This is a genomic window from Streptomyces sp. NPDC102467, from assembly GCF_044765445.1.
Taxonomy (GTDB): domain Bacteria; phylum Actinomycetota; class Actinomycetes; order Streptomycetales; family Streptomycetaceae; genus Streptomyces.
This window is the reverse complement of sequence record NZ_JBIWKA010000009.1, coordinates 213,314-235,597: the sequence shown is the minus strand read 5'-3', so window position 1 is coordinate 235,597 and position 22,284 is coordinate 213,314. Positions and strand designations below refer to the sequence as shown.

Here is a 22,284-nt window from a genome sequence, read left to right as displayed (position 1 = left end):
ATGAACAACTCGGTAGTCAACACGGGCCGGTTGCTGTGGGCGGGCCTGCGGGCCCTGCTCCTCCTCACCGTCGTGTGCGGCGTGATCTACCCGCTCGCGGTGACCGGCGTCGCCCAGGCCGCCTTCCACGGCAAGGCCAACGGCTCGGAGATCACGTCCCAGGGCACAGTGGTCGGTTCGTCCCTCATCGGGCAGACCTACCTCACCAAGGACGGCAAGCCCGACCTGACCTGGTTCCAGCCGCGTCCCTCCAACGGCCTGGGCACCAACAGCATCAACACCCGGTACAAGCTGATCCTGTCCGGCGCCACCAACCTCTCCGGCGACAACAAGGAGCTCATCAAGCAGGTGAAGGACGCTAAGGCCGCTGTCGTCGCGGACAACTCCACGGCGACGTACAAGGTGAAGGCCGCGGACATCCCGGCCGACGCCGTCACCTCCTCCGCCTCGGGCCTCGACCCGCAGATCTCCCCGGACTACGCCGATCTGCAGGTCCACCGCGTCGCGGAGAGGAACCACCTCTCCGTCGCGCAGGTGCACAAGCTCGTCGACGACCACACGGACGGCCGGATCCTCGGCTTCATGGGGGAGCCCGGAGTGAACGTCCTCGAACTCAACTCGGCGCTGCGGGAGTTGACGGCCAAGGGTTGATGGCCTGCGTACTGCTGATGGTCTGACGGAGCCTCCGCACGCTCCGTCAGACCGCGCGCTCAGCGCACCGCGGCCCCAGGACCGAGCGGAATCCCCAGCGCCCACCACGCCAGGAACAGCAGCGTCCACGCCACCGTCATGGCGACCGCCAGCGGCAGGGTGTACGAGGCGAGCGTGCCGATGCCCGCGCTCTTGCGGTAGCGCTGCAGAAAGCCGAGCGCCATCACGAAGTACGGGCTCATCGGCGTGATCGCGGTCGACCCGGAGTCCGCGATGCGGAACAGGGCCTGCGTCGTCTCCGCCGGCACGTGCACCAGCATCAGCATCGGTACGAGGACGGGTGCGGCCAGCGCCCACATCGCCGAGCCGCTGGTGACCATGACGTTGACCAGGGTCAGCAGCACCAGGACCAGCAGGAAGACCACGATGATCGGCATGCCGCTGTGCTGCAGCGCCTCCGCGGCCCGCACCGCCAGCACATCCCCGATGTGCGTCCAGTCGAAGTAGGCGAGGAACTGGGCGATGGCGAAGAAGAGGACGAGCACCGGGGCCATCTGCTTCACGCCGTCGGCCATCAGCCTCGGCACGTCACCGGCCTTGGCGATCGACCCGGAGCGCCGGCCGTACACGATGCCGGTGACCGCGAACAGGCAGGCCACGACGGCTGCGATGCCGTCCAGGAACGGCGACTCGACGATGCTGCCGCCGCCCCCGCGCAGCGGTGACGACGTGGGCAGCAGCGCGGCCACGACCAGCACCAGACCCGCGCCGAGCGCGAGCAGCGCCGCCCGCAGCGCGGACCGCTCGCGCTCGCTCAGCAGCAGCGTCCCCAGGTCCTCGACGTCGGCGTCCGGATCGGGGTCGAGGTCGGGCCTGCGCGACAGGACGTAGCGCGTGACGAGGGTGATGACGGCGGCGAGCAGAAGGGAGGAGACGATGTTGAAGAACCAGTTGGACAGCGGGGACACATACGCGTCGTCGCCGCCCGTGATCTTCGCGGCCGCCGTGGTGATGCCCGCGAAGATCGCGTCGTTCGGCGTGGGCACGGGGCTCGCGTCGTAGCCGGAGGCGATCGACGTGTACGCCACGACGATGCCCAGGATCGGGGAGCGGCCCACGGCACGGAAGGCGAGCCCGCCCAGGGGCACCAGGATGATGTACGCGGCGGCCGACGCGACGTGCGCCACCGTTCCGGCGAACGCCACCGCGAAGACCACCCACGACGCGGGCACACGGGCCACGCCGACCTTCATCGCGGCGGCCAGGAACCCGCTGCGCTCGGCCACGGCGACGCCCATGATGACCACGACGATCGTCGCCATCGGCGGGAACTCGGCGAAGTTCGACACCATCGACGACACCGCCATGGCGAGCCCGTCGCCGCTGAGCAGGTTCTGCACGACGACCGTCTTGCCGTCGGCGGGCGACACGACGGACACGTCGAACCCGGCGAGCACGGCACTGATGACGGCGAGCGCCGCCGACAGGATCCAGAACAGCCAGAAGGGGTGCGGCAGCGCGTTGCCGGCGCGCTCCACGACAGCCAGGGCGCGGATGACGCGGGGCAGTCGCGCCGCCTCGTCGTGTGGTGGTGCCTCTCTCTGTACGGACATGTCGGCGGCTCCAACTAGTGCTTGTCGCGGGGAAGTCGATGGCCCCTGAAGAAGTCCCAGATGACTTCATGGGCCTTGATCGTCTGAGTGGTGCAGCCGCCGCCGCTGTACCCGTCGGCGCCAGGCCAGGTGTGCCCGCCGTCGGTCACCGCGACGTGCGTCACCTCGGTGCCGCCCGCGCAGCCGGTCCACCGCCGCGTCGTGATGTCGGGCTCGGCCACCTCGTCGGGCAGCCGCGTGGCGCACCGGTCGCGCTGCGCCCAGCCGGCCACCCACTCCGGGATCGCGGGCAGACCGCGGTCCTCGTCGCCCTGGTACGGGATGGTGGTGTCGCCTGTGCCGTGGAAGTCGATGACCGGCACGGGCCGTTCCGGGTCGCAGTCCTCGCCGGTCCCGGGGTAGAAGGCCCCGGCGACCGGCGCGACGGCGGCGAACCGGTCCGCCATCCGGCACGCCAACAGCCCCGTGAAACCCGCCCCGTTGGACTTGCCGGTGGCGTACACCCGTCTCGTGTCCACGCAGAGCCGGCTCTCCAGGCTGTCCAGCAGGTCCCCGGTGAAGGCGATGTCGTCCACCCCGGCCGCCGCGTACGGCGCACCCTGCCACGCCTGCCGGTCACCGTCGCCGGTCCCGACGACGCCGTTCGGATACGCGACGACGGCCGGCAGTGTCGACAGCCGGGAGAACGCCTCGGTCCCGGCCCCGGTGTTCCCGCGTCCGTGGTAGGCGACGATCAGCGGCCAGCTCTTGGCGGGGTCGTAGCCGTCGGGCAGATGCAACTGATACGTCCGCTCGCGACCGCCGCTGGTGATCGTCCGCAGCACGCTGGTGCCGGGTTCCTGCGGGGCTGCGCTCCCGCGCCCTTCCGAGGAGGGAGCGCCGGAGGAGAGAGCGCCGGAGGCGGCCAGGGACGGCGTCAACGGTACGGCGACGAGCGCGGCGGCCAGTACGCAGGCACGCCGAAGTAGACCCTTCATGTGCGGCTCCTCAAAGGGGGGTTCGGTGGGGGCTGTGGAGGCGGTCTAGACGTCGAGCCATTCCTCGACGAACGCGCACACGCGCCCGACAACGGCGTCCACGATGGCCCGCCCGTCATCGGCGGTCACGGAAGTCGGGTCCCCGAGGACCCCGTTCGCGCTCAACTCGTCGTACGGCAGGGTCAACGACGGCTGGGAGAAGGTACGGGCGAGGCGGGCGCCGGGCTTGAGTTCGTCGAGGGAGACGGACCCCGCCGCCAGCCGGTCCTGGTGCACCAACTCCGGTGCCAGGTACAGCATTTGGGCCGTCTCGGCCTCTCCGCTGTGCCCGTGCACTTCGCTCACGCCCATCCCGGCCACCACACCGGAGGCGAGCGACGTCACCGGCGACCAGGCGAACCGCACGTCGGGGTCTGCCATGAGCAGGTCCTGGGCGACGGTGGTGAGCGCCGCGTTGTTGCCGCCGTGCCCGGTGAGCACCAGGAACCGGCGCCATCCGTGCCGCCGCAGGCTCCCCACGTACTCGCGCACCACGGCCGCGAACGTGGTCGTCGTCAGCGTCACCGTCCCGGCGAACGCCATGTGGTGCGGCGAGACCCCGACCGGCAGCGGCGGCCCGATGACCACGCGGCCCGCGAGCCGGGCGCCCACCAGGGCGGCGATCCGCTCGGCCCGGATCGTGTCCGTGGCGATCGGCATCCCGGGCCCGTGCTGCTCGTACGCCCCGGCCGGGATGATCACTACGGGCGCCCGGGTGACGGCCTCCGCGGCCTCCTCGGTCGTCAACTCGGCCAGCAGCAACGGCGATCGGGCGCTCACGACAGCTCACCGCCCTCGGGGAACTCGGCAGCCTGGACGGTGTCCCGGATCGCTCCGAGGTGCTCCCGGGTGATCCGCTCGGCGGCGTCCGCGTCCCCGCTCCGCACCGCGTCGAGGATCAGCAGGTGCTCGGCGTGGTCGCGCTCCCGGTCGTTGTAGCGGTGCCGGATCTCGACCTGGTCGCGGGCACGCACCTGGAGCAGCGCCTCGACCGTCTCCTTCAGCAGCGCGTTTCCGCTGGTCGTGGCCAGCGCGACATGGAAGTGCACGGAGCGGCGCAGTGATTCCTCCGGTGGGAACAGCGCGTTGGCCGCCGCGTACTCCAACTGCTCGATCCCTTGCGGGAGCCGACTGCGCGCCGCCTCGGCGGCGACGGCCGGTTCGACGACGAGCCGGGCCTCGACGAGTTCGAGCACGGACTGCCGGGTGCTGCGCGGCAGATGAGGGTTGGCGAGCAGCCGCCGCTCGGCTCCCGGACCGACGTACGTGCCCGAACCGTGCCGGAACTCCACGACCTGCGTGGCCTCCAGACGCCGCAGCGCCTCCCGCACGGTCGGCGTCGTCACCTCGAAACGCCGGGCCAGCTCGCGCGAGGAGGCCAGCACGTCGCCGGGGGAGAGCCGCTCGGTGCGGATGATCTCGACGATGTCGTCCGCCAGGCGTTCGGACAGGGAGGGCTGATCGGCGTAACTCATAAAGTGAATAGATCACTTGATCTCTGGGGGTGTCAACGGTTGTGCACCCACGTGTGTTCTGGGACCGGCTGTCAGTCCTTGCCGGGCCGGTCGAGCACTCCGCGCTCCATCGCCACGACGACCGCCCGCGTCCGGTCGCTGACGTCCAGTTTCGCGAAGACCCGCAGCAGATGCGTCTTCACGGTCGCCTCCCCGATCACGAGCCGCTTGCCGATGTCGGCGTTGGACAGGCCGTCGGCCACCGCCTTGAGGACGTCCACCTCGCGCGCGGTGAGCGCGGCCTGGACCGGGCGGCGCATCTTCGCGACGAGCTTCTGCGCGACGCGCGGGGCGAGCACCGTCTCGCCGCGGGCCGCCGACCGGATCGCGTCGACCAGCTGCTCGCGCGAGGTGTCCTTCAGCAGATAGCCGATCGCGCCGGCCTCCACCGCGTGCTCGATCTCGGTGTCCGTGTCGTACGTGGTCAGGATCAGCACGCGGGTACCGCTCGGGCCCGCGACGATCCGCCGCGTCGCCTCGACACCGTCGAGGACCGGCATGCGCAGGTCCAACAGGGCGACATCGGGAACGAGTTCCTCGACGAGTGTCACGCCCGCCCGGCCGTCGTCGGCCTCCCCGACGACCTCGATACCGGGGTCAGGGGCGAGCAGTGCGACGACGCCGGCGCGCATCACCGTGTGGTCGTCGACCACGACGACCCGCAGCCGGTCCTTGCTCTGGTCCTGGACGGTCATACGAGCTCCTCGTGGCCGGGCGCTGTGATGGGCAGGGAGGCGAGGATCCGGGTGCCGTCGCCGAGCGAGCTGGTGACGGTCAGCTCGCCGCCGAGTTCGGCGAGCCGCTTGCGCATTCCGTCCAGACCGAAGCCGCGGGCCGCGCCGACGTCGAAACCGTGCCCGTCGTCGGTGATCTCCAGATCGATCCCGTACGGGCCGGGCGTCAGCACCACGATCACCGTCGAGGCACGCGCGTGCTTGCGGACGTTGGCGAGGGACTCCTGCGTGCAGCGCAGCAGCGCGATCCGGGTCTGCTGGTCGCAGTCGACGTCCGCGAGATCCGCGTCGACCGCGGTGCCGGTGTCCTCGGCGAACCGGTCGAGGGTGCGCAGCAGGGTCGCGGAGACCGAACCCTGGACCGCGCCGCCCGGCGGTGGTGTCGCCCCGACGAGGGCGCGCGCCTCCGCGAGGTTCTCCCGCGCGGTCTGCTCGATGGACGTCAACTGCTGTGTGGTGCGCGCCGGTTCGGTCTCAAGGCCTGAGCGGGCCGCCTCCGCCAGCACGATGATCGAGGCGAAGCCCTGGGCGAGGGTGTCGTGGATCTCGCGGGCCAGCCGCTCCCGCTCGTCCGTCGCGCCCTGCCGTCGATGGGCTTCCGCCAACTCGGCTTGCGTGTCGGCAAGTTGGTCCGTGAGCTGTTGGGCGCGGGCCTCGCCCTGCTCGCTGATCCGGTGTACGAGGAGGCCGACCCCGGCGCCCACGAGGTACCCGAGAACGACGGACACCGTGTTCCCGGTGAGGAGTTGGGGTTCGGGGTCGCGTCCCGCGGCACTCGCCAGTGCGGTGATGACCGCCGCACCGCCGCTGAAGGAGAGGGCGGCGGCGGGACCGGACGCGTAGACCCAGAAGTGCGGCAACGCCACGATGAACAGGGCGGCGCCGCTGCCCATCACATAGGCGACGGCGCCGAGTCCGACGGTCAGGACCGTCAGATACACCGGCGGCCGCAGGACCGGGTTCGAGGGGAACATCGCCACGGCCGCGTAGGAGAAAGTGAGGACGGCCAGCAGCCCGTACGTCGTGTACTTCGTCCCTCCCGCCGCGTCCGAGACCGCGATGGCGGGCGGCATCAGGCCGCACAGCACCCACACCACCGCGTTCCAGCGGTGCGCGACGGGGACGACGGAGACGGGGGCGGTGGACACGGGGACCGCGGACGCGGGCGCTCCCGGGGTGTCGACGACGGGCTGCCGGCTCGGGTCCATGGTGATCAGCCTACGTTCGCCAGTGGCGGGGCGACCGGCGTCCCGGTCTGCCGCCGCGCCCCGCCCATCCCGCGTGAAGGCCACCAACTCGCGTTGCCGAGCAGCAACATGAGGGCCGGCAGGATCAGTACGCGGATGACGAAGGCGTCGAGCAGCACCGCCACCGCCAGGCTGAAGCCGATCTGCTTCATCTCGATGAAGTGCAGCGACACGAAGCTCGCGAACACCGTGACCATCACGAACGCCGCGCTCGTCACGACGCCCGCCGAACTGCCGACCCCGTCGAGCACGGCCTGCCGCGTCGGCACCCCGCGCAGCGCAGCCTCCCTGATCCGGCTGATCACGAACACCTGGTAGTCCATGGACAGGCCGAACAGGATCACGAAGAGGAACAGCGGTACGCGCGAGCCGATCGTCCCGGTCGAGTCGAAGTCGAGCGGTCCTTCGGCCCAACTCCCTTGGAATGTAAGGGTCAGGATGCCCAGCGACGCCGCGGCCGACAGCAGGTTGAGCACGACGCCGACCAGGCCGAGCACCACCGAGCGGAACGCCCACACGGTCATCGCGAACGTCACGAGCAGCAGCGCCCCGATGATCAGCGGCAGCTTCTCCTTCTGGTGCGCGGGGTAGTCGGCGTAGCGGGCCACGTCACCGGTCACGGCGGAATCGACCTTGCCGCTCAACTTGCCCACGGTGTCCGGGAGATAGCGGTCGCGCAGCCGTTCCAGGGAGTCCTGCGCGGGCGGTGCGCTCACGTAGTGCGGGACGGGCAGTTCGAGCGAACTGACACGGTGGTCGGCGGAGGTGCGCAGGGTGTACGTGCCGGCCAACGCCTGGTCGTCCTTCGTGGCGGTCACGGCGAGCTCGCGCAGCGCGCCCCGCACCTCGTCCGACCGGTCGGCGTCGGCGCGTACGACGACCTGATGCACGGCCTTGACCTCGGGGAACGCCGCGTTGAGCCGGTCGAACGTGGGCATCGACTGTGTCTGCCGCGAGTGCGTCTCGCGGCCCATGTCGGTCAGCTTCATACCGAGCACCGGGGCGGCCAGAGCGAGCAGGGCCACGACCCCGACGGTCAGTACGGCGGTGGGGCGGCGGGCGGTGAGGCGCAGCAGGGCGTTGTGGCGTACGGGCTTCGCCGCGGCGGGGCGCTTCCCGCGGCGGGCCGCCCGGCGCTCGGCCCGTGCCCCGATCTTGACGAGCAGAGCGGGCAGCACCGTCAGGGAGCTGACCACGGCCACCAGCGTCACCACGATCGCCGCGGTGGCGATCGAGGAGAAGATCACGTCGTCGGCGAGGTAGAGCGTCGCACTGGAGACGGCGACCGCGAACCCGGAGAGCACCACGGCCCGGCCGGAGGTGGCGGCGGCCAGCTCCACCAACGCCTGCGAGCTCAACTTCCCTTCCGCACGCGCCCGTTCCTCGCGTTCTCGCTTCAGGTAGAAGAGCGTGTAGTCGACGCCGACGGCAAGGCCGATGAGAAGAATGATGTTGGTGCCGACGCCCGCGTCGGGGAAGACGTGCGAGGCCAGCATCGACAGGCCCACGGACGCGATGATCGAAGTGAGCGCGAGCAGCAGCGGCACGGTGGCCATCGCCACGGAGCGGAAGACGAACAGCAGAGTCAGCAGCGTGATCGGCAGCGCGATCATCTCCGTACGCGACAGATCGCTGCCGCGCAGCTTGTCGACGCCCTGGCTGATGGAGGGGCCGCCGGTCTCCTCGACGCGCAGCCCCGGGTGCGCCTTCTGCGCCGCGGCGGTCTGCGCGCGCAGCGGATCGACGTGCTTCTTGCCGTCGAGCTCGGCGCCCTTCAGGGTGACGTCGACGCGGACCGCCCGGCCGTCCTTCGACCACACGGGCGCGGCCACGGACCGCACCTCGGGCAGCTTGCGCATCCGGGCCGCGACCTCGCGGGCGACGGCGCCGCCCTCGGCGCGGTCAAGCCGGGCGGCGGCGTCGCGATGCTCGACGAGGACCCGTTCGACGGGCCGCTGCGCGAGCCCGCCGTCCCGGGCGATCGCCTCACCGCGCCCGGCCTCGCCGACGCCGAAGTCCGCCGATCCGGCAGGGTTCGAGCCGACGGCGATACCGGCGCCCAGGCAGAGAACGACGAAGAGGAACCAGCCGGTGATCGCCCGCCAGGGATGTCCAGCGCTCCAACGAGCCATATGTTCGGGGTAGTTGGTCATGACGTCCATGCTGGTCGCGGCGGTGTGCCGAGGACAGCAGCGGCCGGTTGAACCTGGCGTCCACCGGTCGGTGGACCCCGGGCGGCGGGGCCGCCGCCGGCCCGCGTCCACGACTCGGACGCGGCCGCGGATAAATGCCACCTACAGCTATTCTCCGTCCGGTACGCGACGAATCGGGAGGCGCCATGAGCGGGACGGACGAGCAGGCGGACAGCACGGGGAGCGGGCGCGTCGTCGCCGCCCTGGACGGCGCGAGCATGCGCCGCCTCACCACCGGCCAGGTCATCCTCGACAGCATCGACTGGACCGTCCACCCCGGTGAGCACTGGGCGCTGCTCGGCCCCAACGGCGCAGGCAAGACCAGCATCCTGCGCCTCGTCGGCGCCACCACGTTCCCCACCACCGGCACGGTCGAGGTTCTCGGTCACCGGCTCGGCCGCGTCGACGTGCGCGAACTACGTGCCCACATCGGCCACGTCTCCACTTCCCAGCGCGTCCCGCAGGACCTCCCGGGCCACACCGTGGTCCTGACCGGCCACACCGGTACGGTCCAGCCGCTCTGGAAGTCGTACGACCACGAAGTGCGCGAGCGCGCCCACGAGTTGCTCGCCGAACTCCAGATCAAGGATCTCGCCGACCGGCCGTACGGGGTCTGCTCGGGCGGCCAGCGCGCCCGCATCCTCATCGCCCGCGCCCTCATGGCGGACCCGGCGCTGCTGCTGCTCGACGAGCCGTTCAACGCGCTCGACCTTCCCTCCCGCGAGGACCTCATCGACACCATGCGTCAACTGGCGGTCAGCCGCCCGGAGTTGGCTACGGTCACCGTCACTCATCACCTGGAGGAGCTCTCCCCGGCGATCAGTCACGCCCTGCTCCTGCGCGAGGGCCGCGTCCTCGCCCGTGGGCCTGTCGAGGAGGTCCTGACGGCCGAGCGCATGACGGCCTGCTTCGGCCGCCCCATCGAGGTCACTCGGCACTCCGGCCGCTGGCTCGCCCGCTCGGGCGGCCACCTCTAGGACGCGGGCGTGAGTGCCGGGTGTACCTGTCGGGTGTGCGGACCGGGTGGGTGTACGTAGCGACACCCCCGGTCCGGGCCGTACGCCCAATGTGCCGCGCGGCCGTCGTCCCTAGCGTCGTAGGCGAGGCGCACGGGGCGCCGGACGAGGGGTCGGCGACATGCGCAACCATCATCGGCAAGGACAGGCACACGAGCACGGCCGCGGCGAGGCGCTCCGTCTCGTCAAGGTCACCAAGACGTACGGCGCGGCGGAGGACGGCGCGGGGGCGGCGGGCGGCACGCAGGCGGCGGGCGGCACCTTGGTCAGGGCGCTCGACGACGTCACCCTCACCCTCCCCACCGGCAGCTTCACGGCCGTGATGGGACCCTCCGGCTCAGGCAAATCGACGCTGCTGCACTGCGCGGCCGGGCTCGACCGGCCCGACAGCGGCCTCGTCGTGGTCGACGGCGAGGAGATGACCGGCGGCCCCGGACCGGCCCGCGGCGAGGCCGCGCTCACCAAGTTCCGCCGCACCCGCGTCGGCTTCGTCTTCCAGCAGTACAACCTGCTGCCCACGCTCACCGTCGCGCAGAACACGGTGCTGCCGCTCCGGCTCGCCGGGCGGCGCGTGAACCGGACCGAAGTCGAGCGGATCCTCTCCGACGTCGGTCTCGGCGACCGGCTCGGGCACACTCCCGACCAGCTCTCCGGCGGGCAGCGCCAGCGCGTCGCCATCGCCCGCGCCCTGGTCACCGAGCCCTCCGTGATCTTCGCGGACGAGCCGACCGGCGCCCTCGACACCCGCAGCGCCCGCGACGTGCTGCGGCTGCTCCAGGAAGCGGTGCGACAGCACGGCAGGACCGTCGTGATGGTGACGCACGACCCGGTCGCGGCCTCGTACGCGGACAGCGTGCAGTTCCTCGCCGACGGCCGCCTCGCCGGGCAGCTGGCGGCCCCGACCGTCGACCAGATCGCCGAACGTCTCGCCCACCTCGGCGACGACACGCTCCTGGAGGCATGAGCCATGTTCACGATGCTCGGACTCGCGGCACGCTCCGTACGGCAGCGTCCCGGCCGCTTCCTCGCCACCTTCCTGTCCGCGTTCCTCGGCGCGGCCGTCATCATGACGTTCAACTCGATGCACGACACGGCGGGCGCGCCCGGCGTCGACAAGACCAGCGCGGACACGCTCACCACCGCGGCGAGCGTCGTCGGCGGCTACGGCACCCTCCTCGTCTTCTTCGCGATCGCATCAACATTGACGGTCAACGTTCGTCAACGTACGGACGAAATCAACCTGTTGCGCACCACAGGCGCCACGCCCGCCCAGATCAAGCGCATGGTCGTGGGCGAAGCCGTGGCCGTCGCGCTCGTGGGCACGCTCCTCGCGATCGGCCCCGCGGTGCTCGGCGGAACCGTCCTGCTCGACGTGTTCAAGGACAGCGGCCAGGTCGCCGACACCGTCGACCACTCCTTCGGTCCGATCGCCCTCATGTCCGGCATCGCCGTCACGCTCCTCGCGGCGGCAGGCGCGGCCTTCCTCGCCGTGCGCCGTGCCACGAACGCGGCCGCGGGCGTACGCCGACGCGGCGGACGTGCCCGGAAATTCGCGTCGTGGGCGGCTCTCCTGGCCGGCGCGCTCGCCGTGTCGAGCACCTTCGCCATGAAGGCCACCGACGCGGCCCTGATGGCGGCTCCCGCCTACGGGGCGATCCTGCTCTCCGTCGGCTTCGCCCTCGTCTCGACGAGCCTGCTGCGCACCGTCCTGGGCCGCGTGGAGCCCCTCCTCACCGCCCTCACCGGAGTGAGCGGCTACCTGACCGTGCGGAACATGCGCCGTCGGGCGCCCGAACTCTCCGGCATTCTCATGCCGTTGATCCTCTTCACGGGCATGGCCACCGCGACGCTGTACATGCAGGCCGTCGAGAACGACGCGATCAAGGCGTCCGGGTTGACCCGATCAATAGAGGACAAGAACCTCGAGACGCTCAACTTCACCGTGGTCGGCATCATCGTCGTCTTCGCCTGCGTCATGCTGATCAACTCTCTGTACGCCGCCACGGCCTACCGCGTCCGTGAGTTCGGGCAGCAGCGGCTGGCCGGGGCCACCCCCGCCCAGGTGCTCGCGACGGTCGCGGTGGAAGGCGTCGTCCTGACCGTCACGGGCGTGTTCTTCGGCACACTCGCGGCGCTCGCGGGCATCCTCCCGTTCACCGCCGTCCGCACCGATGGAACGCTGCCCGAAGGGGGCCCCGGCATCTGGATCACGGTGGTGGCCATAGCCGCCGCGGCCACCTTGGTCACCAGCCTGGCCACCGCGCGCCGCGGCGTCCGGGTGCCCGCGGTGGAGGCCGTCGACCTCGCCGCGTGAGACTCCCGTCCGTGTCGGTGTTGGGCTGAACGGGTGACATGGCGTAAGAATTGATCGGTGCAGACAACAGTGCGAGCCCGGACGGGGTGGGAGCAGTGAACGGCCACGACGTCACTGACGAACAGTGGGAAGGGCTCGCCCAGGTAGTACCGCTGCGCAGCCGCAACGAATGGCCGTCGGCTGTCGGCCACCGGGCGCTTCCCGAACCCGAGACCGAGCCGCGCCGCCGCTTCGTCGTCCTGCGTGTCAACGTCTTCGGTGACGCGCGCGACGTCGCCGAGACGGTCATGACCGGCATTCCGGTGCTGCTCGACCTGTCCGGCGCCGAGACCGAAGTGGCCAAGCGCGTCCTGGACTTCAGCAGCGGTGTCGTCATGGGCCTCGGCTGCGGCATGCACCGCGTCGACCGCAACGTCTTCCTTCTGGCTCCACCCGGAACAGAGGTCCAGGGGCTGGTGGCGGGAGCCGGCGCCCTCTCCTGACCCGTGGCTCCGGTGGCAAGCCCGGAAGGCATAGTCCCCCGATCGTAGGAAGGTCGCGGGGATGAACGGTTCTGCCGCCGACGGGCGGCCTACGTTCGCCGCATGACCGTGCTCCACCGGGGCGCGCCCCCGCTGCCCCCGAGCGTGTCCCCGGACCGACCGCGCGTAACCGAACTGCGGCTCTCGGCCTTCGGCCGCCACCGCGGCCTGACCTTCTCCCTCGGCCCGTTCACCGTGCTGACCGGGCCGAGCGGCAGCGGCAAGACCAGCGCGCTGCGCGCACTCGAGGCGCTCGCCGGACTCGCCGGTGGAGCGAGCCTGGCGGACGTCTTCCCCGATCCGCGGCGGTACGTCCCCGAACGCGCCAGGCCGGACGCACAGCACCGCCGCGGGTTCCACCTCGGCTGCACCGTCGAGGGACCGGCCGGACCCGTCCGGCTCGACCTCGCCGTACAGGCCGAGCCCGAACTGCGCGTCGTGGGCGAGCGGTTGACCGGCCCCGGCATCACCTACCTGGAGACCGCGCTGCGCGACCCCGGCCGCCGCCACGTCCAGGCCGCCTGGCACACCGCCGGATCGGTGCCCGTGACGCGCGCCCCGCTCCCCGACGACCTGCTCGGCACGGCGCTGCTCCCGCTGCGCGTCGCCGGCCGGACGGAAGGGCAGCGCCAGGTCCTCGCCGCCGCAGAGCAGGTCGTGGTCGGGCTGCGCTCGGTGTTCGCCTGCGACCCGGACCCGGCCCGCATGCGCGCCCCGGTGCGGACACACACCGACCGGCTCTTCACCGGCTGCGAGAACCTCGCCTCGGTGCTGCGCCGCACCCGCGCCGAATGCGGCACCCGGCACTCCCTCCTCGTCGCCGCGGCCAGGGCCGGGCTCGCGGGGCCGGTGGCGGACGTGCTCGCCGAGCGGACGCCGACCGGTGCCGTACGCGCCGTCGTGGACCGCGGTGACGGGCCACGCACCCCCGTCGAGCGGCTCGCCGACGGCGAGTTGCGCTATCTGGCCCTCGCCCTCGTCCTGCTCACCGGGCCCCGCGTCCTGGAGGTCGACACGGCGGCCGAGGTCCCCGAGGCGTACCAGAACCTCACTGTGCTCGCGGACGGCCTGGACCGTGGGCTCGACCCGGCCCAGAGCACCGAACTCGTCGCGCTGGCGAGCCGGATGTGCGCCCGCGGCCACATCCGGCTCGTCGCCACGGTGGGCGAGGACGGCCCCGCGGTCCGGGCGGCGCGGGAGCACGGCGCGACGGTGGTAGACCTGGAGACGTGACGGACGGAAACAACAGCAATCAGGCCCTGGGCCAGGGCGCCTCGGACGAGGGCCGGGCGCCCGTTCTCGACGTGGCGGGTCTGCAGACCCGGCTCGCGCGCTTCGCGGACGCCCGGGACTGGGGGCCCTTCCATACCCCGAAGAATCTGGCCGCGGCGCTCAGCGTGGAGGCATCCGAACTGGTCGAGATCTTCCAGTGGTTGACCCCCGAGCAGTCGGCCCGCGTGATGGACGACGCGGAGTCGGCGCACCGGGTCGAGGACGAGGTCGCCGACGTTCTCGCGTACCTGCTGCAACTGTGCGAGGTGCTCGGCATCGACGCGCTGGCCGCCCTCGCGGCGAAGATCGACCGGAACGAGAGCCGCTTTCCCGTGCCGGGCGCGTAGAGGACGCATAGATGACGTACGGACGGACCCCTGATCCGCCGACCCGCGATCACAGATCGTCACTCTCCGGAGTCATGGAATTATCCAGAACGGACTCTGTGTCCACAGATTTCGGGCTTCCTCTGGCTTTTCGTCTCGCAGACCCTCACTCTGGGTAGTGGACAAGGGAGTTCGATTAAGGATGGACGGGGACGCGGATGGATGCGGTGCGGCTCACCGGGGTCGGCCGACGGGCCTTGGCACAGAGCCAGGACGCGCCGGACATCATGAGGGAGGCGTGGCAGGCGCAGGCATTGGCCCAGGCGATCGGCGTTCGGCTCGCGCTGCTGGGGCCGCCGGAGTTACGGGGCGAGGCGCGCGGCCTGACCGAGGCGGGGGCGCGCGGCAGCGGCGGCTCGGCGGTCCCGGTGGTGGGCGCGGGCGGGATACGGGCGGCGCAGCTGACCGAACTGGGTGATGTGCAGGCGGCGTTGCGCGGCCTCGGCGCCCTGCTCGGCGATGTCGGTATCGCGCTCGTCGCGGTGGCGAGCGCGTCCTTCGAGGAGGGGGCTTATTGGCAGTGCATGGACGCGATCGACGCGGCGGACGAGTCCAGGGACCGGGTCCTGGAAATACTGCGGCGACTTCCGCAGTGGGACAGCCGCCCGCGCAGGCCCGAGGCGGAGCCCGGCTCGGACTCGGCGGCCTGACCAGGAGTGCGGCGGCTTCACCGGAGCGGAGGGGTGTCAGCAGAGCAGAAGGGTGTCAGCAGAGCAGAAGGCGTCAGCGGGTCGGCACCGCCGCACCATCGCCACCGTCCGTCAGGCGTCCTCTGGGTCCGGCCGCGAGGTGCCGGGGGACCGCTGGATGTCGAGGGGGGACTGCTGGAGATCCGCGTCGAGTCGCGACAGATCGGCGTTGAGCGCCGCCATCAGCTCCTCCATCTGCTGCAGCAGACCCGTCGGTGCACCTTGCTGCTCCGGCACGGTCGTCTCGTGCAGCGTCGTCTCGTGCAGCGATGCCTCGTGCACAGGCATCTCGTGCACAGGCATCTCGTGCACAGGCATCTCGTGCACGGGCATCTCGTGCACGGGCGTCTCGTGCACGGCCTGTTCAGGCACGGCTTCCTGGGACATGACGGCCTCCTCGGCCTTCGCCCCTCCCGCGGGGGGACGGGCTGTCGACGCAAGTGACGCCCGGCAGCGACCGCCGGCGCGGGTGCCGGGCGGTCCGGCTCCGCCCCGGCCAACGATCACGCGAGGCGCCGGGTCACTGGGGCGGTCCGCCGTCGGGCCTCGATGGACGCGTTTTCACCCGACCGTGGGAGCGAGGGACAAGCAGGGCCAGTGGGGTTGACGCACGGTCGCACGCGCGGACGTGCAGGATGGAGGTATGGATCTTCGAATCTTCACGGAGCCCCAGCAAGGGGCCACCTACGACACGCTTCTGACCGTGGCCAAGGCGACCGAGGACCTCGGCTTTGACGCGTTCTTCCGCTCGGACCACTACCTGCGCATGGGGTCCTCCGACGGGTTGCCCGGCCCGACGGACGCCTGGATCACGCTGGCCGGTCTCGCCCGGGAGACCCGGCGGATCCGGCTCGGCACGCTGATGACAGCGGGCACGTTCCGGCTGCCGGGCGTGCTCGCGATCCAGGTGGCGCAGGTCGACCAGATGTCGGGCGGCCGGGTCGAACTCGGTCTTGGCACGGGCTGGTTCGAGGAGGAGCACAAGGCGTACGGGATCCCGTTCCCGAAGGAGAAGTTCGCCCGCCTGGAGGAGCAGCTGGCGATCGTCACCGGGCTGTGGTCCACCGAGATCGGCACCTCGTTCAGCTACGACGGCACGTACTACCAGCTGACCGACTCCCCGGCGCTGCCCAAGCCGGCGCAGGGCAAGGTGCCGGTGCTGATCGGCGGGCACGGGGCGACGCGCACGCCGCGGCTGGCCGCGCGGTACGCGGACGAGTTCAACATCCCGTTCGCGTCGATCGAGGACAGCGAGCGGCAGTTCGGCCGCGTCCGGGCGGCGGCCGAGCAGGCCGGGCGCGCGGGCGGCGATCTGGTGTACTCGAACGCCCTGGTGGTGTGTGTCGGCAAGGACGACGAGGAGGTGAAGCGCAGGGCGGAGAAGATCGGCAGGGATGCCGAGGAACTGAAGGCCAACGGGCTTGCGGGGTCCCCGGCCGAGGTGGTCGACAAGCTCGGCCGGTACGCGGCGATCGGCTCGCGGCGCGTCTACCTCCAGATCCTCGACCTCGACGATCTCGACCACCTGGAGCTGATCTCCTCGCAGGTGCAGTCGCAGCTGTAGGGCGACCGGGCACGAGGTCCCGCGTGTGGCGAAAAGCGCTGGCCAGGGGCCGTGCCGGCGCGGGACACTCGGCTTGTGTTTCTGACGATCAGCACGACCGGCACCCCGGAACGCCCCGCGACCGACCTCGGATTCCTGCTGCACAAGCATCCCGAGAGCGCGCAGGAGTTCTCCACCTCCTACGGCACCGCGCACGTCCTCTACCCCGAGGCGAGCGCGGAGCGCTGCACGGCCGCGTTGCTCCTGGAGGTCGATCCGGTGGCGCTGGTCCGGCGCGGCAAGGGCAAGGGCCGGGGCGGTGCTCCCGACGCGGCGCTCGCGCAGTATGTGAACGACCGGCCGTACGCCGCGTCGTCGCTGCTCGCCGTGGCGCTGAGCAGCGTGTTCTCCAGCGCGCTGCGCGGGGTCTGCACGGCGCGCCCCGAGCGCGCCGAGGAGGCTCTGCCGCTGCGGATCGAGGTGCCCGCGGTGCCCGCGCGGGGCGGCCCCGACCTCGTACAGAAGCTGTTCGAGCCGCTCGGCTGGGCCGTGGAGGCCGAGTCCGTGCCGCTGGACGAGAAGTTCCCGGAGTGGGGGGCGTCGCGGTACGTACGGCTCGTCCTGGAGGGCGAGTTGCGGCTGGCGCAGGCGCTGCGGCACCTGTATGTGCTGCTGCCGGTCCTCGACGACGCCAAGCACTACTGGGTGTCGGCCGACGAGGTCGACAAGCTGCTGCGCGCGGGCGACGGCTGGCTGGCCGAGCACCCCGAGCAGAAGCTGATCACCAGCCGGTACCTCTCGCGGCGCTGGTCGCTGACCCGGCAGGCGACGGAGCGGCTCGAACTGGTGCGGCTCGCGGACGCCGACGACGTGCAGGTCGAGAACCTCGACAATGCCGTCGGCGCCGACGACGAGCAGAGCGGTTCCGAGGAGCGGCCGGTGCCGCTGGTCGTACAGCGACGCGAGGCGATCCTCGACGCGCTGCACGCGTCCGGTGCGGCGCGGGTGCTCGATCTCGGATGCGGGCAGGGCCAGTTGGTGCAGGCGCTGCTCAAGGACGTGCGGTTCAGCGAGATCGTGGGCGTCGACGTGTCCGTGCGGGCGCTCACCATCGCCGCCCGGCGGCTCAAGCTGGACCGGATGGGGGAGCGGCAGGCCGCGCGCGTGCAGCTGTTCCAGGGCTCGCTCGCGTACACCGACAAGCGGCTCAAGGGGTACGACGCGGCGGTGCTCAGTGAAGTCGTCGAGCACCTCGACCTGCCGCGCCTGCCCGCTCTCGAGTACGCGGTGTTCGGGTCGGCGCGGCCCCGCACCGTCCTCGTGACCACGCCGAACGTCGAGTACAACGTGCGCTGGGAGACGCTGCCCGCCGGACACGTCCGGCACGGCGACCACCGGTTCGAGTGGACCCGTGCGGAGTTCCGCGACTGGGCGGAGCGCGTTGCCGGACGGCACGGCTACCAGGTGCGGTACGTGGCGGTCGGGCCCGACGACGCCGAGGTGGGCCCGCCCACACAGATGGCCGTCTTCACCCTGGCCGAGCAGACGAACCCGGGCGCGAACCCCGAGAAGGAGGAGAAGGCGGCATGACCGACACCGAGAAGAGCGGCGCGCGCACGCTGTCCGTCACCGACCTCTCCCTCGTCGTACTGATCGGCGCGTCGGGCTCGGGCAAGTCCACGTTCGCACGCGCCCATTTCGGGCCCACCGAGACCATCTCCAGCGACTTCTGCCGGGGCCTGGTCGCCGACGACGAGAACGACCAGAGTGCCAGCCGCGACGCGTTCGACGTGCTGCACTACATCGCGGGCAAGCGGCTCGCCGCCGGCCGGCTCACCGTCGTGGACGCGACCAACGTCCAGCCGGAGGGGCGCAAGCAGTTGGTCGAGCTGGCACGCGAGTACGACGTGCTGCCGATCGCCGTCGTCCTCGACGTACCGGAGGACGTGTGCGCCGCGCGGAACGCGGCACGCACCGACCGCGCCGACATGCCGCGCCGCGTCATCACCCGCCACACCCGCGAACTCCACCGCTCCCTGCGGTATTTGGAGCGCGAAGGCTTCCGCAAGGTGCACGTGCTGCGCGGCGTGGCGGAGGTCGAGGGCGCGAGCGTCGTACGCGAGAAGCGGTTCAACGACCTCACGCACCTCACCGGGCCGTTCGACATCGTCGGCGACATCCACGGCTGCGCGAGCGAACTGGAGTCACTGCTCGCCAAGTTGGGTTACGAGGACGGCGTGCACCCCGAGGGGCGCACCGCGGTCTTCGTCGGCGACCTCGTCGACCGCGGGCCCGACACCCCGGGCGTGCTGCGCCGCGTCATGGGGATGGTGAGGGCCGGCACCGCGTTGTGCGTGCCCGGCAACCATGAGAACAAGCTGGAGCGCTGGCTCAAGGGCAGGAACGTGCAGCACACGCACGGACTCGCCGAGACCGTCGCGCAGTTGGGGAACGAGAGCGAGGAGTTCCACGAAGAGGTGCGCGCGTTCGTGCGCGGCCTGGTCAGCCACTACGTCCTCGACGGCGGCAAGCTCGTCGTGTGCCACGCCGGGCTGCCCGAGAAGTACCACGGGCGGACCTCGGGGCGGGTGCGCTCGCACGCGTTGTACGGGGAGACGACCGGCGAGACCGACGCGTTCGGGCTGCCCGTGCGCTACCCGTGGGCCGAGGACTACCGGGGCAGGGCGGCCGTGGTCTACGGCCACACCCCGGTCCCTACGGCGACCTGGCTCAACAACACGATCTGCCTGGACACCGGCGCCGTGTTCGGCGGCAAGCTGACCGCGCTGCGCTGGCCGGAGCGCGAACTCGTCGACGTGACCGCCGAGCAGGTCTGGTACGAGCCGGTCAGGCCGCTCGCGTCCGAGGCGCCCGGCGGGCACGAGGGCCGGCCGCTCGACCTGGCCGACGTGCACGGCCGCCGGATCGTGGAGACCCGGCACACCGGCCGGGTCACCGTCCGCGAGGAGAACGCGGCGGCGGCGCTGGAGGTCATGAGCCGGTTCGCGGTCGACCCGCGCCTGGTGCCGTATCTGCCGCCGACGATGGCGCCCACCGCCACGTCGTCGCAGGACGGCTACCTGGAGCACCCGGCCGAGGCGTTCGCCCAGTACGCCGCCGACGGCGTGGCCCGCGTCGTGTGCGAGGAGAAGCACATGGGGTCGCGAGCCGTGGCGCTCGTCTGCAAGGACGCGGACGCGGCGCGCGAGCGGTTCGGCGTCGAGGACGGCGCGGTGACGGGCTCCCTCTACACCCGCACCGGACGCCCGTTCTTCGACAGCCGGGAGACGACCGAGGAGGTGCTCGGCCGGATCCGGGACGCGGCGACCGCGGCCGGGCTGTGGGCCGAGCTCGACACCAACTGGATCCTGCTGGACGCCGAGTTGATGCCGTGGTCCCTCAAGGCGTCGGGGCTGCTGCGCTCGCAGTACGCGGCGGTCGGCGCCGCCTCCGGGGCCGTGTTCCCCAGCGTGCTCGGCGCACTGGAGACGGCGGCCGCGCGCGGGGTCGACGTGGCCGGGCTGCTGGCGCGCCAGCGCGGGCGGGCCACGGACGCCGCCGCGTTCACGGACGCGTACCGGCGCTACTGCTGGAGCACGGACGGCCTCGACGGGGTGCGGCTCGCGCCGTTCCAGATACTCGCCGCGCAGGGCCGCTCGCTGGCCGCGCTGCCGCACGACGAACAGCTCGGGCTCATCGACCGGATGGTCGAGCACGACGGGAGCGGGCTGCTGCGGACGACACGGCGCCTGTACGTGGACACCGCGGACCCGGAGTCGGTGCGATCAGGCGTGGACTGGTGGCTGGAGATGACCGGGCGCGGCGGCGAGGGCATGGTCGTCAAGCCCGTCGGGGCGCTGGTCAGGGACGAGAAGGGGCGGCTCGTGCAGCCCGGCGTCAAGTGCCGGGGGCGTGAGTACCTGCGGATCATCTACGGGCCCGAGTACACGCGTCCGGAGAACCTGGAGAAGCTGCGGCAGCGGTTCCTCGGGCACAAGCGGAGTCTTGCCATCCGGGAGTACGGCCTTGGCCTGGAGGCGCTGGACCGGCTCGGGGAGGGGGAGCCGTTGTGGCGGGTGCACGAGGCTGTGTTCGCGGTGCTGGCGCTTGAGTCGGAGCCGGTCGACCCCCGGCTCTGACGCGTTCGGCTCGGGCCCGTCGCAGGCGCCGACGCGCCGTTACCGGTTGCGGCGTTGGCGCGGGCGCGGCGCCGTCGTGGTTGCCCGCGCAGTTCCCCGCGCCCCTGAGAGGCGCACTGCGTGCGCGGGCTCAGGGGCGCGGGAGCGGAACGCAGCGCATAAGAAGATGCGCCGGGGAAAGATGACGCCATGGGATTCCACGTCGACTCCGAGACCGGGCGGCTGCGCCGCGTCATTCTGCATCGGCCCGATCTGGAGCTGAAGCGGCTCACGCCCAGCAACAAGGACCAGCTCCTCTTCGACGACGTGCTGTGGGTGCGGCGCGCCCGGCAGGAGCACGACGGGTTCGCCGACGTGCTGCGCGACCGGGGCGTCACCGTGCATCTCTTCGGCGATCTGCTCACCGAGACGCTCGAGGGCGACGCGGCCCGCTCCCTCGTCCTGGACCGCGTCTTCGACGAGAAGGAGTACGGCCCGCTGGCCACGGGAGCGCTGCGGGCCGCCTTCGAGACGCTGCCGGCGCAGGAGCTGGCCGAGGCGCTCATCGGCGGGATGACCAAGCGCGAGTTCCTCGACCGGCACGCCGAGCCGACGTCCGTCCGTTTCCATGTCATGGAGCTCGACGACTTCCTGCTCGGCCCGCTGCCCAATCACCTGTTCACGCGCGACACCTCTGCCTGGATCTACGACGGCGTCTCCATCAACGCCATGCGGTGGCCGGCCCGGCAGCGGGAGACCGTGCACTTCGAGGCGATCTACCGGCACCATCCCCTCTTCCGCGACGCGGGCTTCCACGAGTGGTCCGAAGGGCAGGCCGACTACCCGTCGACCATCGAGGGCGGTGACGTGCTCGTCATCGGACAGGGCGCCGTGCTGATCGGGATGAGCGAACGCACCACCCCACAGGCCGTGGAGATGCTCGCCCACAAGCTGTTCGCGGCGGGCTCGGCGCGGACCATCGTCGCGCTCGACATGCCGAAGCGGCGGGCCTTCATGCACCTGGACACCGTGATGACGATGGTCGACGGCGACACGTTCACGCAGTACGCGGGGCTCGGCATGCTGCGCTCGTACACCATCGAACCGGGCGGCTCCGCAACGGAGTTGAAGGTCACCGACCATCCGCCGGAGCACATGCACCGGGCCATCGCCGCCGCGCTCGGGCTGAGCGGGATCAGGGTCCTGACCACCACCCAGGACGTGCACGCCGCCGAGCGCGAGCAGTGGGACGACGGCTGCAACGTCCTGGCCGTGGAGCCCGGCGTCGTGGTGGCGTACGAACGGAACGCGACCACGAACACGTATCTGCGCAAGCAGGGCATCGAAGTGATCGAGATTCCCGGCAGCGAGCTGGGCCGGGGGCGGGGCGGGCCGCGGTGCATGAGCTGCCCGGTCGAACGGGATCCGGTGCCGCACCCGATGTGACCCCCTGCACCG

20 protein-coding genes are annotated in these 22,284 nt (G+C 71.5%); 12 read left to right on the top strand and 8 right to left on the bottom strand.

Annotated elements, in window-relative coordinates; genetic code table 11:
- On the top strand, positions 1–651 hold the full coding sequence (locus ACIREE_RS20600) for a potassium-transporting ATPase subunit C (protein ID WP_404153848.1): 651 nt from the start codon (positions 1–3) through the stop codon (positions 649–651).
- 59 nt (positions 652–710) lie between these two features.
- On the opposite strand, the gene ACIREE_RS20595 is transcribed toward ACIREE_RS20600, so the two are convergent.
- The 7 genes from ACIREE_RS20595 to ACIREE_RS20565 all read right to left on the bottom strand — a co-directional run bounded on the left by ACIREE_RS20595 (position 711) and on the right by ACIREE_RS20565 (position 8,928).
- On the bottom strand, positions 711–2,264 hold the full coding sequence (locus ACIREE_RS20595) for an AbgT family transporter (RefSeq protein WP_404153845.1): 1,554 nt from the start codon (positions 2,262–2,264) through the stop codon (positions 711–713).
- 14 nt (positions 2,265–2,278) lie between these two features.
- On the bottom strand, positions 2,279–3,241 hold the full coding sequence (locus tag ACIREE_RS20590) for an alpha/beta hydrolase family esterase (RefSeq protein WP_404153842.1): 963 nt from the start codon (positions 3,239–3,241) through the stop codon (positions 2,279–2,281).
- Between the two features lie 45 nt (positions 3,242–3,286).
- The gene (locus tag ACIREE_RS20585; protein ID WP_404153839.1) at positions 3,287–4,060 is read right to left on the bottom strand and encodes a creatininase family protein; all 774 of its coding nucleotides are present in this window, start codon (positions 4,058–4,060) and stop codon (positions 3,287–3,289) included.
- Entirely contained in the window at positions 4,057–4,755 is a 699-nt protein-coding gene (locus ACIREE_RS20580) for a FadR/GntR family transcriptional regulator (RefSeq protein WP_404153836.1), read from the bottom strand. The genes ACIREE_RS20585 and ACIREE_RS20580 overlap by 4 nt, the downstream gene beginning before the upstream one ends.
- A 71-nt stretch (positions 4,756–4,826) precedes the next feature.
- The gene (locus ACIREE_RS20575) at positions 4,827–5,489 is read right to left on the bottom strand and encodes a response regulator (protein ID WP_404153833.1); all 663 of its coding nucleotides are present in this window, start codon (positions 5,487–5,489) and stop codon (positions 4,827–4,829) included.
- Positions 5,486–6,736, bottom strand: coding sequence for a sensor histidine kinase (locus ACIREE_RS20570; protein WP_404153830.1), 1,251 nt, complete (start codon positions 6,734–6,736; stop codon positions 5,486–5,488). Before ACIREE_RS20570 ends, ACIREE_RS20575 begins: the two co-directional genes overlap by 4 nt.
- A gap of 5 nt (positions 6,737–6,741) precedes the next feature.
- Positions 6,742–8,928: an MMPL family transporter gene (locus ACIREE_RS20565; RefSeq protein WP_404153828.1), complete on the bottom strand. Its 2,187-nt coding sequence runs from the start codon at positions 8,926–8,928 to the stop codon at positions 6,742–6,744.
- 185 nt (positions 8,929–9,113) lie between these two features.
- Between ACIREE_RS20565 and ACIREE_RS20560 the strand changes: the two genes are divergently transcribed.
- From ACIREE_RS20560 to ACIREE_RS20530, 7 genes are all read left to right on the top strand, one after another.
- Positions 9,114–9,944, top strand: coding sequence for an ABC transporter ATP-binding protein (locus tag ACIREE_RS20560; RefSeq protein ID WP_404153826.1), 831 nt, complete (start codon positions 9,114–9,116; stop codon positions 9,942–9,944).
- A gap of 160 nt (positions 9,945–10,104) precedes the next feature.
- Complete coding sequence (locus ACIREE_RS20555; RefSeq protein ID WP_404153823.1) at positions 10,105–10,947, top strand: ABC transporter ATP-binding protein; 843 nt, start codon at positions 10,105–10,107, stop codon at positions 10,945–10,947.
- A gap of 12 nt (positions 10,948–10,959) precedes the next feature.
- Positions 10,960–12,297 (top strand): FtsX-like permease family protein, encoded by a 1,338-nt coding sequence (locus tag ACIREE_RS20550; protein ID WP_404154263.1) that lies wholly within the window; start codon positions 10,960–10,962, stop codon positions 12,295–12,297.
- 95 nt (positions 12,298–12,392) lie between these two features.
- A complete protein-coding gene (locus ACIREE_RS20545; protein WP_404153820.1) occupies positions 12,393–12,779 on the top strand; it encodes a cell division protein SepF in 387 nt (128 codons plus the stop codon).
- A gap of 102 nt (positions 12,780–12,881) precedes the next feature.
- On the top strand, positions 12,882–14,051 hold the full coding sequence (locus ACIREE_RS20540; protein ID WP_404153817.1) for an AAA family ATPase: 1,170 nt from the start codon (positions 12,882–12,884) through the stop codon (positions 14,049–14,051).
- 26 nt (positions 14,052–14,077) lie between these two features.
- Positions 14,078–14,437, top strand: coding sequence for a nucleotide pyrophosphohydrolase (locus tag ACIREE_RS20535; RefSeq protein ID WP_404154261.1), 360 nt, complete (start codon positions 14,078–14,080; stop codon positions 14,435–14,437).
- Positions 14,438–14,634: 197 nt separating this feature from the next.
- Positions 14,635–15,126, top strand: coding sequence for a DUF6099 family protein (locus ACIREE_RS20530; protein ID WP_404153814.1), 492 nt, complete (start codon positions 14,635–14,637; stop codon positions 15,124–15,126).
- Between the two features lie 111 nt (positions 15,127–15,237).
- On the opposite strand, the gene ACIREE_RS20525 is transcribed toward ACIREE_RS20530, so the two are convergent.
- Positions 15,238–15,417: a hypothetical protein gene (locus ACIREE_RS20525; protein WP_404154258.1), complete on the bottom strand. Its 180-nt coding sequence runs from the start codon at positions 15,415–15,417 to the stop codon at positions 15,238–15,240.
- 391 nt (positions 15,418–15,808) lie between these two features.
- Here ACIREE_RS20525 and ACIREE_RS20520 point away from each other — a divergent pair, with 391 nt between their 5' ends.
- The 4 genes from ACIREE_RS20520 (at position 15,809) to ACIREE_RS20505 (ending at position 22,272) form a co-directional block, all read left to right on the top strand.
- Positions 15,809–16,729, top strand: coding sequence for an LLM class F420-dependent oxidoreductase (locus ACIREE_RS20520; protein ID WP_404153811.1), 921 nt, complete (start codon positions 15,809–15,811; stop codon positions 16,727–16,729).
- A gap of 75 nt (positions 16,730–16,804) precedes the next feature.
- Positions 16,805–18,298: a 3' terminal RNA ribose 2'-O-methyltransferase Hen1 gene (locus ACIREE_RS20515; protein WP_404153808.1), complete on the top strand. Its 1,494-nt coding sequence runs from the start codon at positions 16,805–16,807 to the stop codon at positions 18,296–18,298.
- The gene (locus tag ACIREE_RS20510; RefSeq protein WP_404153805.1) at positions 18,295–20,847 is read left to right on the top strand and encodes a polynucleotide kinase-phosphatase; all 2,553 of its coding nucleotides are present in this window, start codon (positions 18,295–18,297) and stop codon (positions 20,845–20,847) included. Before ACIREE_RS20515 ends, ACIREE_RS20510 begins: the two co-directional genes overlap by 4 nt.
- A 189-nt stretch (positions 20,848–21,036) precedes the next feature.
- Positions 21,037–22,272, top strand: a complete 1,236-nt coding sequence (locus ACIREE_RS20505; RefSeq protein ID WP_404153803.1) for an arginine deiminase — start codon at positions 21,037–21,039, stop codon at positions 22,270–22,272.
- Positions 22,273–22,284: the final 12 nt, after the last annotated feature.